Genomic DNA, 12,672 nt, shown 5'->3' with positions numbered 1-12,672 from the left:
ATCCACAATAAATCTTTTATTTTCAAATCGTTATGATGGAGTAAAACGCGTTTTACGCGTGTTGCAGGACATGAGATGCCACAGGACTACCGCGAAGACGGTCAAGTAGACCTCTTTCTGCCGCAACTGACGGCACTGCCGCTTCGCGACCAGCGCGAAACGATGGAACGCCCATTCTTTTCCCTGTCCAAGCGCAAGCGCCTGAAGCCGATCGACTATGTCAGTCCGGACCGAAAAGTTACCGTCCATGTTTCGGCCAACTCGGAATATGGCCTCGCCACGATCTACGATCTCGACATCCTGATCTACTGCGCCTCGGTGCTCATCGAACATAAGCGCCGCGGTGCGAACGACATTCCGCAAACCTTGAACGTCGTGCCCTACGACATGCTCAGGACACTCAAACGCGAGGTCGGCGGCCGAGCCTATGACTTGCTGGGCAATGCGCTTGACCGTCTGCAGTCAACCACGGTGAAGACCAATATCCGCTCGGGCGACGCTGTCGAAACCACTTTCTCCTGGATCGACAGCTACAGTCAGCTCAAGGACCGCACGGGCAACGTGCGAGGTATGCGCATCACCCTCGCCAAGTGGTTTTACGACGGCGTGCTGATGGAAGGCGGCGTCCTCGCGATCGATCCCGCCTATTTCTCGCTCACCGGGGGGAGAGAACGCTGGCTGTACCGGGTTGCGCGCAAGCACGCCGGCGGCGCCGGAACGGACGGCTTCGCGATCTCCATGCCGACGCTGTTCGAAAAATCGGGCGCGGAAGGTGACTATCGTCGCTTCAAATTCGAGATGACCAAGATCGTCCGGGAAAACGCGCTGCCGGGTTACGCGCTCGAACTGGAATTGCGCGCAGAGGCCGAACCGTTCCTGCGCATGGTCAGGCGCAACCTCACGAGCGAACCCGGAGCCCCCTCCCCTGCCCTGGTCCAGACTGCACCCACGCCTGGCCGGGCTACTCCTTCCGCACAAGACAAGGCGATCGACGAACCGCCGATCGCCTTCCCGGAATATGGACATATCGCCCATAGCGCCTTTGGCGCCATCGCACGGGCCAACCTGCCCGAACCGCAGCGTGACCACGGCATGGTCGCCGACGACTTTCGGTCATTCCTGAGGCAGCGCGAAATCGCATACGACGCCAGGAACATCACGCAGATCTTCGCAACATTCTGTTCGAAGCAACGCGCGGCGCTGTAGCGCGCTACAGCGCCGCTTCGAACAGCGCGGCCTTTCAGGAACAACCTTCCGCTACCCGAGTTGCGCATAGTTCTTGCGTTCCTGAAGTACCGACGGACAAGGGCCGGCAGTTGCGCGGCCCCTCCCCACCGAGCACCCCGTCCTACCGGGACGCTATCCCATAGAATATGAGATCTCAGCCATGACGCGGGGCTCAGCGGCCGGGCGTTGCCGCCATTATTTTCGCCTATTACGCTGTGCGGGCCGAAGTCACAGCCACCTTGGCCAAGCCGTTACGTCCTTCCGGGCCAGGCTCGGGCATCGATCATCCCACCAGTTGACCGGCGCCGGGTACATCAGGAACGCGGACACCCTTTCGATCATCGCACGTCGTTTCCAAGCAACCAGGATATAAGCCGGATAAAGCAGATGGCGGGTCAATCTCGTGCCGGCGCTTCCTGGAACGAGAGGGAAGGGAAGGGGGGAACGCTGCGATCGTTTATCGAGATCGGCTCCGCGGCAATCGATCAGGCGTTCCTGAAATACCGTGCGGAGGAAAACTCCGCCGCCTCGGTCCGCCATGGCAGACGAGATCAAACGGCCGAGCCCAATAGGCGGCCGTTCCCAAAGTACCGCGCCATCGACGTGTATTCACGCCTCGCCAGGCCCGGAGATGATGGCCCGGCGACCGCCGTTTCAAGCGCCCGGCAGCCAGTCATTGAAGTTCAAACCAGAGCGAAACTCCGCTCCAGAGGCTGGCCGCCTGTCTCGATCGGCCCTTCGTTCCTAATATACCGTGGGAGAGTCGGGAGGCCTTGCCGATTTCCCGGCCAGCAAGTGCCCGAGTGTCATGATCGCGGCTACAAGAGTGGCTATCAACTGTGTCCGCCTGTGTCGTCAGGAAGCTCAAAACTCCGGGAAATCAGGGATGTAGCATCGAGTAAAACGCGTTTTACCGCCCTTTCCGCCCCGATCTCCAATGACCCGCCCACACGGTATTTCAGGAACGGCGCACGGTACATTGGGAACCGAATCACGGTCCAATGGGAACACCGCACAGGGTATTTCAGGAACGGTCAGACGGTATTACGGGAACGCGCTGAATTCCCCGACTCGTGATGAATCCATGAGTCGCGTCCGGCGCATCCACAGCCTAACTTTCTATCTTTATTTCTAAAGGAATTAACGGCGCCTGCGGCGCTTCTCCCTTTCTTTGAAAAGATTGAAGGGGGAGGGGACGCCATCGGCAAGCACCGAACACAATGACAAGGCCCAGTGCCCGATCTCGCACGAGCATAGAGCATCCAGAGGATGGCGTTCAACATCCGCTGCCGAACCGTGCATCGCCCGCCTCCCGATCAATCAGCGCGACAACACTCGACGATGCGCACTCGAAGCTGGTCCCATCATCTTGGCTACCCTGCCTTGATTCCCGCGGACGATGGCGGACGAGATCCCGGTTCACCTCATCCTGTCGCCTGACCTACCTCATCACCGGGTCTGCCTCGACGCCTTCGAAAGAATCGAATGTCGGCGAGCCCAGATCGAAGTCCAAACTCTCGAGGGCCTGTTGGAAGCCTGGATCTACCTCGATGCTGAACGTCTGCCATCGAACGGGCATCCAGCTGGCGTAGCGCTCACGCGACATCACCTCGTTCGATCAGCTTGTGAAATGTTAGGGTACATACCGCCGAAGCCAGGGTGCTTCATATCCAGCGCACCCCTCAAAATCGGAACAAACCGAGAAATAGTCCTAAAACGCCGCCAGAGCCTTACCAGGCGCTTTTGGGCCTTCTGGCATCCACGGCCTCATGAATAGCGTCAAATCGCTCTGTGCGGGCGTCTGGCTGGGCCGTATTTTGGGCCAGTTGTCACAAGTTTGTGATCAAAATCAGAGCGCACATGATTGTGAACCCCACTTGCTCCCACCGCAAATTCGCATTTGATTCGCAACACCTGTCATGGCGACGAAAGCTTTGGCCCGCGCGCGCTTGTAAGCAGCTTGTCGATGGCGGCCATTTCCTGATCAAATGCATCGAAAGCCACGGTGAGGTCGCGGCTCGCGGGCAGGGGAGGGGGCTCCTTCGCCGGACGGCCGCGCTTCGGTGCTGCATAACCGAATTCGACCGCAAGGTCCGGTGGCAGAAACAGCCGCCAGCTGCGCCGCTGGGTAATCTCGACCAGAAGATCCGCGGCGACGGCCCGCTCCAGCAGCTTGCTCGCTCCGGCGACGCTGAGGGCCAGCGCATCGGCAACTCCCTGGGGCGATAGCAGCGGGCGATGATGCGTGAGCGCGAGCAGCCGGGGGAGGGCGCCCGGACGGAACGCTTCGACGATCGCGCGTTGGGCGTTGCGATGAAATTTCTCCAGATCGTGAAGCCGTTCCAGACCCTCGCGCGCCGATCGTTCGAGCGCCCGCAACACCGCCAGCCAATCATCGGCGTCGGGTTTGCGCTTCAGCCGGAACGCCTTGGCGCCGCCGGCGAGGCAGGGGAGGGTGCTCGCGGAGAGGCCGCTATCGCGTAGCGCGAACGGCAGGCCGAGCCAGGGCAGGATGCCGCCATCCGCCAGCGCGTGTTGGCGGACCTGATCGAGCGCGCGGACGAGGGCAGGGTGCTGCGTGGCAACCGCCGGCGCGCTGATGGCGGTGGGCAGCGTATCGCGCCAGGCGAGCGGGTCGGGATCGGCGAGCGCCGCGGCCCACGCATCGAAGCGGTCGAACAGGTCGAGGGTGGTCGAGCGCAGCGGCCGGCCGGGGATCTGGAGCCCGCAACCCCAGGAAAATACGTCGATTTCGTCGACCTCGGCCGATTGCAGTTGCAGCGCCCGCGCATAGCCTGACCAGGTAGCCCGCCGGTTCCATGCCGAGGCGGCGGAACTGACGGAAATTCGGGCATCCAGGCGAGAAATGGACGCGGTGCAAGACGCTATGGCTGCCGCCATTTGTGGGGTATAATCGGGGCCATAAGAGGCGGGCGAGGGCATGTCAGCCATGCCCAATAGTGAACTGAAAGCAAAGTTCAGTAAAGTATGCCCGGATGCCTAGTGTTGATAATGGATCGTTATCAACATTAGATGAACCGTGCTTGCGCTGTAGCAGCACGGCCACTATAATCAGGGGCCGATCAAATCTGAACCGTAGGAGTGCCGTCGTGGCTACTGCCGCCCATCATCCGCCGCGCCGCAAACAGCGCGCCATCACCATCCGCTCCGATCATGCGCTCAAGCGCCTCGAACTGCTCGCCCGCGACGGCCGCAGCCAGGTTGAAATTATCGAAGAGGCGCTGGACCGGATGCCGCTGCCAAAGGAAAAGGACCGAGACGCGTTCCTTGCGGAGATTAGGGCGATCCAAGCGCGCGTCCCCAAGCGAACATATCCGACCATGGCGGAGATTGACGCCGAGCTTTGGGACGAGGACGGGTTGCCCCGATGATCATTGATACTTCGGCGCTGATCGCGGTGCTGACGGGCGAGGAGGGCAGTGAGGCGCTGGTCGAGGCGATCGTCGCCGAACGAGGCGGAATTCCGGCACCCGCCATGGTTGAGTTTGTGCGTGTCGCGAGCAACCAGCGATTTGGTCTGCGGGCCGAAGCTGAGGATATGCTTGCCAAGTTCGAACGCCGCGGCTGCGCGACACTGGCGTTCACGCATGACCACGCGAGGATCGCAAACGAAGCCGAACCGCTTTACGGTTCTGGGAACGGCAATGGCGGACCGCTCAACCTGCTCGACCTTATGGTCTATGCTGTGGCCAGAGAACGCGGCGAGCCGCTGCTGTGCACGGGCAAGGATTTCGCGGTGACGGATATCGCGCTTCACAAGGCCAGTCGGCCTTGGTGAAAGTGGACCAAGAAGCCTGAATGCGCTCGCGGCCAACGGCTAGAGCACGGAGAAGTCAATGGACGAACATGCCGCAGAAGGTAAGCTCACCGCGCTGGTAACGGATTATGCGCGAAGCCGGGCAGTTGCCGTATCGCGCGGAGAAGAAACGCCGGGGTTGGCGGCATTGCTCGTCGGCCGCTACGGCCGCGGCATCTACGACGCGGCGGACGTGCTGCTCGGGAGGCCAGCCGCGCAGCGCATCGTCGAGATCCTCGATCGCGAGGTGATGGCGATCGACCCCGAATGGCGGCGCCACGATCAGGATCGTTGGAGGGCGCGTCCTGCCGATCTGACAGGGGGCGCGTGACGAGACGCTCCCGATGACGCTTTCGGCAGCCATGGACGTGCGCGATGGCGCTGTGCTCGACTTGGTGGTGCGCGACGTGCGCGACCTGGTCGGTGCATCTGCGCCGATCGATGCGGAACTTGTGTCTGCTGCCGTCCGGGGCTGGTCGCATAATACACGCCGCGCGTTCCGATCGGACCTGACCATCTGGGGACAATGGTGCCGCCGCAATCGCCTCGACCCGCCGTCGGCCAAGCCACACGACGTCTCCCGCTGGGTTCGATCGCTTGCTGGGCTCGAGCTGTCCGACGAAACGATTCGGGCGATGGCGACGATTGAACGCTACATCGTAAACGTCGGTTGGGCATACCGAATGGCGGGCATTGCCGATCCCACCGCCGCACCGCTGGTCAAGCTCGAGATGAAAGCGGCGCGCAAATCGCTCGGCGTCCGCCAGCGCCAGGCGCGCGCGCTGCGCTTCAAGGGTGACATCGCGGATCTCGACAGCCCGCCGTCGGGCGTTTGCCTTGTCCATCTCCTGAAGGCATGCCGTCGGGACGAGCTGGGCTTGCGGGACGCCGCCCTGCTGCGCGTGGCCTATGACGCCGGGGCGCGCCGGTCCGAGTTGGTGGCGATCGAGGTCGGACATATCGAAGGGCCGGACAGCGATGGCGCGGGCACGCTGTTCATTCCGTCGAGCAAGACCGACCGGGAAGGGGAGGGGGCCTATGCCTATCTTTCGCCTGCGACGATGGATGCGATCGCGAGATGGCGCGAGAAGGCAGGCATCCGCAAAGGACCGCTGTTCCGCCGGGTCGAAACGCATTTTGATGGGTCGGTCGCGGCGATCGGCACCGAACGGCTGCACCCCAACAGCATCACGCTCATCTACAGGCGGGTCATTCGGGCCGCCTGGGCAAAGAAGCTGCTCGGGCCGATCTCGGAAGCGGAGCTGGAACGCTGGGTATCGGCGGTATCGTCGCATTCGATCCGGGTCGGGGTCGCGCAGGACAATTTCGCGGCGGGGGAGGCTCTGCCTGCAATCATGCAGGCGTACCGCTGGCGCGATCCCAAGACCGTGATGCGGTATGGCGCCAGGCTCGCGACCAGGAGCGGGGCAAGTGCACGGCTCGCCGCGCGCTTTTCAAAGGAGCACGCCTGACCAAGCGCCGCATTGCGCCGTAGGCGTATCGCGGTTGCCGCATCCGCTGCGAAATGCAGCTTGGGGTCACTACACGAAAGTGACGTATCTGCACGCTAAGGGAGAACGGAGGGCGAACATCACGCGGCGAGCAGGGAACTGACGGCGCGCAGGGGGCGCAGGGCATCCGGATCAGGCCGATCTTCGACATTCCAGCTATAGTCGCCGGTCAGCGAGATATGCTCCCAGCCCAATGGCGCGATGTGGCGTGCAATCTCGTCGGGCGTTGCGATGTCAGCCAACGCCATTTCGAGATAGCGGGTGTTCCACAGGATGATGGCGGCGACGAGCAGGTTGAGGCCGGATGCGCGATAGGTCTGGTTCTCGAACCGCCGATCGCGCAGTTCGCCGAGCTGGTTGAAGAAGAGCGCGCGAGCGAGCGCGTTGCGGGCTTCACCCTTGTTGAGGCCCGCCTGGGTGCGCCGGCGCAGATCGATGTCGCGCAGCCAGTCGAGCATGAAGATCGAGCGTTCGAGGCGGCCAAGCTCGCGCAGCGCGAGGGCCAGTCCATTCTGTCGCGGATAGGCGGACAGGCGGCGCAGCATCGCCGAAGCGGTGACGGTGCCGGTACGGATCGATGTGGCGAACCGCAGCAGTTCGTCCCAATGCGCGGCGACATGACCCAATGCGATCGGCTCGGCCGTCATGCCGCCGAGCAAGGGGCCAGATTCCTGGCCAGGCAGGAGGTGCAAGCGACGCTCCTTGATGTCGCGCAGGCGCGGGGCGAAGCGGTAGCCGAAGAAGGGCATGAGGCCGAACACATGGTCCGATGCTCCACCCGTATCGGTGTAGTGCTCCTCGATCGTCAGGCCCGTCTGGTGATACAGCAAGCCATCCAGCACATAGGGCGCTTCGCCGGCAGTCGCCGCAATCACCCGGCTCGCAAAGGGATCATATCGATCCGAGACATGGGTGTAGAAGGCGACGCCCGGTTCGTTGCCGCTGCGCGCGTTGATGTCGCCGATCGCGGCCCCACGACCCCCGGCATGAAATTGTTGTCCGTCGCTCGACGAGGTGGTGCCGTCTCCCCACAGCGCGGCGAGCGGCATGGTGCGATGGGCGTCGATCAGTCTTCCCAGCGCTTCACCATAGGCGGCCTCGCTGATGTGCCAGTCGTGAAGATGGGCGAGCTGGCGCAAACTTGCGCCCCGACAGGTTTCCGCCATGCGCGTGAGGCCGAGATTGATGCCATCGGCAAGGATGACGGTGAGCAAAGCATTGCGATCGTCGACCTGCCGGCCCGAACGCCGATGGATGAAACATTCGCTGAACCCGGTCCAGGCATCGACCTCAAGCAGGAGATCGGTGATCTTCACGCGCGGCAGCCGATCATAGGCGGCGCGACGGGCCATCTCGGTGGCGGGCGGCGTTGCCGCCTTCAGCGGCGAGATGATGAGGCCGTTTTCGTCAAGTCTGACCTGGGGCAGTTCGCCCTGTCGCGCGAGGACCGTTACCTGTTCGATCGCCGTATCGAGCCTGGTGCGCCTTTCCTCGATATGGCGCTCAAAGTCCGTTTCGATGGCGAGCGGCAGCGGCCCCTTCTCGCGAAGCGCCGCGTAGGTGGCCGGTGGTATGAGGTAGCTGTCGAAATCACGAAACTGGCGGCTTCCCGCGACCCATATGTCTCCCGCTCGCAGCCGCTCGCGTAGCTGGGACAAGGCGCATAGTTCATATGCGGCACGGTCGATGATGCCATCCCGCAGGACGAACGGCCGCCATGCTGATGGTACAAAGCGCAGCGGCACGCGATCAGGCAAGCGCCGTTTGCCGGTCCGGTATAGCTCCGCGATAATGGCCAGCGCCGACAGGAGTCCCTGCACCGCGCCGGCGCCGCGAAATTCAAAGGTGTTGAGAAGGGGGCCGGCAAAGAGCTTTACCGTGCGATGCCGATCAATCAATTCAGCGGTGCGATCGACGGTTTCCGGTCGCCCGAGCACTTCGGCTTGCTCGACCGCCATGGCGAAGCGCTGCCAGTCCAGCGCCTCGATCTGCGCCAGCGAGTCCACGCCGTTGGTATGCGCGTCGATGAGGATACGGCAAGACCCTGTGAGCGTCCGGAGATGGCCCTGCAGCTCGCGCACCGTCTTGAGGGCTTTGTCGCGGGTCCGGTTTTCGGCGCGGCGCACCATGCTGCCCAACAGCTTGTCGAACATCGTCAGGGCCGCGTCGGTCAGGCTTTCCTCAAGGCGGATGCCGGTTGCCGCCAGCGTCGCATGTCGGCGCAGGGCATTGAGTTCGCCAAAATGCTGGGGCGTGATGCGGCTGCCCTCGTCCGCCAGCCTGTCAAAAGTCGAAGCCGGGATCATGTCGGCCCGACCGCGATCGAGGCCCAGTGCGCGGACATAGGCGAGCCGTTCGATCAGGCGCAGGATGTTGCGCGCTGCCGGCGACTGTGGCGCATTGCGTAGCCAGGATAGCCATGTGGTGGCCTGCCCCGACCGTCGCGCCAGCAAATCGTCCAGGCCCTGTAGTGTGTCGGGCAGCAGGCCATTTGTGAGCACTTCATAGGTAAGCTGTTCAGCTTGCTGGCGAGCCCGTCGCAGTACCGCTTCGAGAATCGACGAAGAAGGCAGGAGGATCTGCCGACGGCGGAGTTCATCGACGATGACCCCTGCCATCTGGCCGGGATGGATGATGGTCTGCGCGATCGGGATCGAGAAGGCGACAACTTCACGGAAGGCGTCGCGGTCGAAGATCCTGAACCCGTGCGATCGTCGGATTTCAACGAGATACTCGCGACGGGTCTGGTCCCGATGAGCATAGGCCGCAAAGGCTTCGGGCGCGACACCAAGTTGGCGGGCCACATAAGCGAGCACGGGTGCGGGCGGGACTTCGCCCGCTTCCAGCGCACGGCCAGGCCATCTCATGGTGAGCAGGAGCATCGCGAAACCGAGCCGGGTGGCATCGCCGCGACGGCGGCCGACAAATTCCAGATCGTCGCTGGTCAGCGTATAGTGACGTGCAATCTCGCGCTCATCGAGCGGCGCGTCATAATGCCCCGCCCAGATTTCCGGGCTCACCAGTCGCCGCCTCGCCAACATCATCTCCTTCTCTGTGCCTGTCCGTCAGACGGTCCTCTGGCGGCCAGCATGAATATGTCCGTCAACTCTGGACCTGTGATGGCGATTCGGACAAGATCGCATAATGATGGGAAAACGGACACGATCGGGCAGCATGTGGCGCTGATCGGCTATGCGCGCGTCTCGACCGCAGACCAGAAGCTGGCGCTCCAGCTCGACGCGTTGAGCGCTGCCGGTTGCGATCGGATATTCGACGATTATGCATCTGGAGCAAAAGCCGATCGGCCCGGCCTGGCCGAGGCGCTCAACTATCTGCGTACCGGCGACACGCTGGTGGTCTGGAAACTCGATCGTCTTGGGCGTTCGATGAGCCACCTGATCGAGAAAGTCGGCGAGCTGGCGGCGTGCGGCGTGGGTTTCCGCTCGCTCACCGAGCAGATCGATACCACCACGTCGGGCGGGATGCTGGTATTCAACATCTTCGGCTCGCTTGCCCAATTCGAGCGCGATCTGATCCGGGAACGCACCCATGCTGGCCTGCGAGCCGCGCGCGAGCGCGGTAGTCAGGGCGGCCGCCGCCCTGTCGTCACTCCCGACAAGCTGCGCAAGGCGCGGACGTACATCGCAGCGGGCCTAACTGTTCGTGAGGCGGCGGCTCGGCTCAAGATCGGGAAAACCGCCCTGTACAAGGCTCTGGAAAGCGCATGAAACCGCTGCCGATCCAGAACTCGTGGGTGCTGGTTACAGGGGCCTCAACCGGTTTGGGCAGGGCGTCAGCCCTCCGTTTGGCGGCATCGTACCAGGCCAAGCCCCTGATTGTTGGGCGAAGGCTCGACAACTTGCGGGAGCTACAATCTGAAATTGGCGAGCGGTTTAATGTCCCGTGCGAGATCATAGTGGCCGATCAACGTGAAATTGAGGGCAGGGAGAAGATCGCGGCCAAGGTTATAGAATTGAAAGTCAATGCGGCTTTCTTGGCTGCCGGGCTGACGAGCGCCGGTCCGTTTGATGCTAGCCGTGCCGACGCCTATGCCGAGGTGATTGGAACAAACGTAGCCGGCTTCACGGATTTGCTGGCCCGCCTGATTGCGATCTTCCGGCAGCAGCCGTTTGAATCCTCAATAATCGCAGTGTCGAGCCTGGCGGGCGAAACATCCGTACCCTTCCAAGCGGTCTACGGCGCGTCGAAAGCCTATGTGAGTACCCTCATGCGGGCACTTTCCGTCGAGCTTGCCGGGACGGGTGTGAGCGTTGGGTCTTTTGCACCCGGTGGCATTGACACCGATATGGCTGCCCTCAGCGATTTGAAGTGGGGGAAGTTTGGCTTGATGGACGTTGATCGCTGCGCGACCCTTGCCGTCGATGCTCTGGTTCATCGGCGATCCTTCGCCATACCGGGGATGGGCAACCGGCTCACATACTTGGCCAGCAGGGCTCTACCTCGATCGTTGATGAGCCGGCTTGCGGCCCTCCCATATCGGCGCCCGCAATGATCGACACATGCTCAAAGGATAGGTTGAACACGCCGTTGAGTACCTACAGGTAGCTTCCGCTGGCATTGTACCGGATTTGTTCGCCCTTAGCGTGCAGATACGTTACTTTCGTGTAGTCACCCCATATAGCGCGCTTCGCGGATGCAATGACGAGCCATGCTCGATCCCCTCAAAAGGCGAACGCGGTCTGGCCGCTCGCCTCGGTGAAGCTGGCGCTATCGCCTGCGGCGTAACGATCGCGGCCCAGCGGCGTCCATTGCAGATGGCCGGAACGATCGTGCGCAAACCATCCATCCTCAATGCCGTGGATGAAGGCCCACGCCTGATCCTCTGCATTCATGCGGCCCGTATTGATGGGCCAATGCTCGCTGCCGCTATCCTGCTTGCACATGCTCGGCGCGGAAAACGTGCGGATGATAGAGCTGCGGTCTGCCGGTTCGGTCCCGCCCATTTCGCTCATGATCTGGCGCGCCTCGGCGGTGTTGATGTGGCCGCGACCGTTGCTGTCCCCATGGTTGGAATAGCGACAGCCGAAGACAACGGCCTGAAAGATGCAGCTCGGTTCGGTGAACTCCTGTGTGTCGAGCAATTCGCGCCATTTCCCGGCGCTGATTAGATCAACGGCATGATGCCAAAGCCCATTGGTGCGGTTGCTATAGCCGTAGCGGTTCGTCACGCCTTCGCGGGCGATCTCGACGCCTAGCACTCTTTCAACGTGCTGCACGAAAGGATGGGCGGCAAGCAAGGGATGGCGAAGGCCAATCTTGCGCGGTTCGTCCTGCTCGGCCCGGATTACCTCAATCGGGAATTGAAACAGGCGCGAGGGCAGATTCCAAGGGGCAGGAAGCGGAAAGTTGCGGGGCACATCAAGCGCCCCGTTTATGTCCAGCAGGAAGCCACTTGCGGCAAAACCTGCGGCAACGATCTGTTCGCCCAGCTCGTCGGCCTGCTCGGTGCGGATCGCGGCGGCGGCGCTCATGCGCTCAACTCCGCATAGGTGGCGCTGCACTCGTAACGGATAGCATCGCCATCCCACATAGGACCGGAAACGCCTGCGAACTTCGGCGCGCCCTGCAATTCAAAACGCTGGCGCGGGTTGCTGTTATAGTCGGTGCATTGGAAGCCCTCGACGGCGGCTCGGTTCACGATGATTTCAACTGTCCCGCCCTCGATCTCGATCCGGTCAAGTCCCTGCTCGGTCTGGCGGTAGATGCGGATTTTCATGTGTTTTCCCTTCTTAAATGGAGCCGAAGGCGATGAACGGTCATCGACTTCTGCCCGCTGGCGAAGCCGGGGGGGATGAACCGGCATTGAGGGCTGATCGCGGGGGAGGGGGATCACCCGCCCTGCACAAGCGAAGCGCGGAAGGGCGGGGAAACCGCCGCGATCACCAAGGGAGGCCGCTTGCGGCCGAGACGGCCAGGCCCTTGACGGGAAGGGGGGAGGCCGCCCCCCTTCGCCTGGACTAGATCCGCTTGCGATCTAAGGCCTGTGGACATTCAGGATTCCCACGCTGCCTGATTTCTGATTCATATGTGGACGCCCCCTTGGCAAGGGCATTGTGTCGCGACGGGTTTGATCGGTTGCTTTCATATGTCCGGCCT

Annotated in this window: 11 protein-coding genes; 7 read left to right on the top strand and 4 right to left on the bottom strand. The window is 62.3% G+C overall.

Translation table 11 applies throughout. The features are described 5' to 3' along the window. The first annotated feature begins 75 nt into the window (after window positions 1–75). Window positions 76–1,206: a replication initiator protein A gene (locus CV103_RS17490; protein WP_020819382.1), complete on the top strand. Its 1,131-nt coding sequence runs from the start codon at window positions 76–78 to the stop codon at window positions 1,204–1,206. Window positions 1,207–3,144: 1,938 nt separating this feature from the next. Here CV103_RS17490 and CV103_RS17485 read toward each other — a convergent pair. Beyond that, window positions 3,145–4,179: a hypothetical protein gene (locus CV103_RS17485; protein WP_025160827.1), complete on the bottom strand. Its 1,035-nt coding sequence runs from the start codon at window positions 4,177–4,179 to the stop codon at window positions 3,145–3,147. Between the two features lie 158 nt (window positions 4,180–4,337). Between CV103_RS17485 and CV103_RS17480 the strand changes: the two genes are divergently transcribed. Genes CV103_RS17480 through CV103_RS17465 form a run of 4 tightly spaced genes read left to right on the top strand, consistent with a single transcriptional unit; the run spans window position 4,338 to window position 6,516 of the window. Then, window positions 4,338–4,619: a hypothetical protein gene (locus tag CV103_RS17480; protein WP_020819380.1), complete on the top strand. Its 282-nt coding sequence runs from the start codon at window positions 4,338–4,340 to the stop codon at window positions 4,617–4,619. Then, window positions 4,616–5,026, top strand: coding sequence for a type II toxin-antitoxin system VapC family toxin (locus CV103_RS17475; protein ID WP_020819379.1), 411 nt, complete (start codon window positions 4,616–4,618; stop codon window positions 5,024–5,026). Before CV103_RS17480 ends, CV103_RS17475 begins: the two co-directional genes overlap by 4 nt. Window positions 5,027–5,084: 58 nt before the next feature. Then, complete coding sequence (locus tag CV103_RS17470) at window positions 5,085–5,375, top strand: hypothetical protein (RefSeq protein WP_020819378.1); 291 nt, start codon at window positions 5,085–5,087, stop codon at window positions 5,373–5,375. A 13-nt stretch (window positions 5,376–5,388) separates the two neighbouring features. Further along, the gene (locus CV103_RS17465; protein WP_020819377.1) at window positions 5,389–6,516 is read left to right on the top strand and encodes a tyrosine-type recombinase/integrase; all 1,128 of its coding nucleotides are present in this window, start codon (window positions 5,389–5,391) and stop codon (window positions 6,514–6,516) included. A 119-nt stretch (window positions 6,517–6,635) separates the two neighbouring features. Here the strand turns inward: CV103_RS17465 and CV103_RS17460 are convergent, their stop codons facing one another. Then, the gene (locus tag CV103_RS17460) at window positions 6,636–9,593 is read right to left on the bottom strand and encodes a Tn3 family transposase (RefSeq protein WP_031286075.1); all 2,958 of its coding nucleotides are present in this window, start codon (window positions 9,591–9,593) and stop codon (window positions 6,636–6,638) included. Window positions 9,594–9,731: 138 nt separating this feature from the next. On the opposite strand from CV103_RS17460, the gene CV103_RS17455 reads away from it, so the two are divergent. Together CV103_RS17455 and CV103_RS17450 are read left to right on the top strand one after the other, a co-directional pair. Next, entirely contained in the window at window positions 9,732–10,283 is a 552-nt protein-coding gene (locus CV103_RS17455; RefSeq protein ID WP_037522137.1) for a recombinase family protein, read from the top strand. Continuing rightward, on the top strand, window positions 10,280–11,068 hold the full coding sequence (locus CV103_RS17450; RefSeq protein ID WP_079640190.1) for an SDR family NAD(P)-dependent oxidoreductase: 789 nt from the start codon (window positions 10,280–10,282) through the stop codon (window positions 11,066–11,068). The genes CV103_RS17455 and CV103_RS17450 overlap by 4 nt, the downstream gene beginning before the upstream one ends. Before the next feature lie 169 nt (window positions 11,069–11,237). On the opposite strand, the gene CV103_RS17445 is transcribed toward CV103_RS17450, so the two are convergent. Together CV103_RS17445 and CV103_RS17440 are read right to left on the bottom strand one after the other, a co-directional pair. Beyond that, window positions 11,238–12,047: a hypothetical protein gene (locus tag CV103_RS17445; RefSeq protein WP_020820238.1), complete on the bottom strand. Its 810-nt coding sequence runs from the start codon at window positions 12,045–12,047 to the stop codon at window positions 11,238–11,240. Further along, window positions 12,044–12,292 carry a hypothetical protein gene (locus CV103_RS17440; RefSeq protein ID WP_020820237.1) on the bottom strand — a complete coding sequence of 83 codons (249 nt, stop codon included), beginning with the start codon at window positions 12,290–12,292 and terminating at the stop codon, window positions 12,044–12,046. The genes CV103_RS17445 and CV103_RS17440 overlap by 4 nt, the downstream gene beginning before the upstream one ends. Between the last annotated feature and the right edge of the window lie 380 nt (window positions 12,293–12,672).

It is taken from the genome of Edaphosphingomonas fennica (assembly GCF_003034225.1).
GTDB lineage: Bacteria > Pseudomonadota > Alphaproteobacteria > Sphingomonadales > Sphingomonadaceae > Sphingomonas_E > Sphingomonas_E fennica.
The sequence above is the reverse complement of the archived record's forward strand: the minus strand, read 5'-3'. Positions and strand labels throughout refer to the sequence as shown.

What these genes read in the sequence shown, in the direction of transcription:
- CV103_RS17445 (WP_020820238.1), bottom strand. Translation starts at nt 12,047, where the DNA reads ATGAGCGCCGCCGCCGCGATCCGCACCGAGCAGGCCGACGAGCTGGGC.
- CV103_RS17465 (WP_020819377.1), top strand. Translation starts at nt 5,389, where the DNA reads ATGACGCTTTCGGCAGCCATGGACGTGCGCGATGGCGCTGTGCTCGAC.
- CV103_RS17490 (WP_020819382.1), top strand. Translation starts at nt 76, where the DNA reads ATGCCACAGGACTACCGCGAAGACGGTCAAGTAGACCTCTTTCTGCCG.
- CV103_RS17485 (WP_025160827.1), bottom strand. Translation starts at nt 4,179, where the DNA reads ATGGCTGACATGCCCTCGCCCGCCTCTTATGGCCCCGATTATACCCCA.
- CV103_RS17470 (WP_020819378.1), top strand. Translation starts at nt 5,085, where the DNA reads ATGGACGAACATGCCGCAGAAGGTAAGCTCACCGCGCTGGTAACGGAT.
- CV103_RS17475 (WP_020819379.1), top strand. Translation starts at nt 4,616, where the DNA reads ATGATCATTGATACTTCGGCGCTGATCGCGGTGCTGACGGGCGAGGAG.
- CV103_RS17450 (WP_079640190.1), top strand. Translation starts at nt 10,280, where the DNA reads ATGAAACCGCTGCCGATCCAGAACTCGTGGGTGCTGGTTACAGGGGCC.
- CV103_RS17440 (WP_020820237.1), bottom strand. Translation starts at nt 12,292, where the DNA reads ATGAAAATCCGCATCTACCGCCAGACCGAGCAGGGACTTGACCGGATC.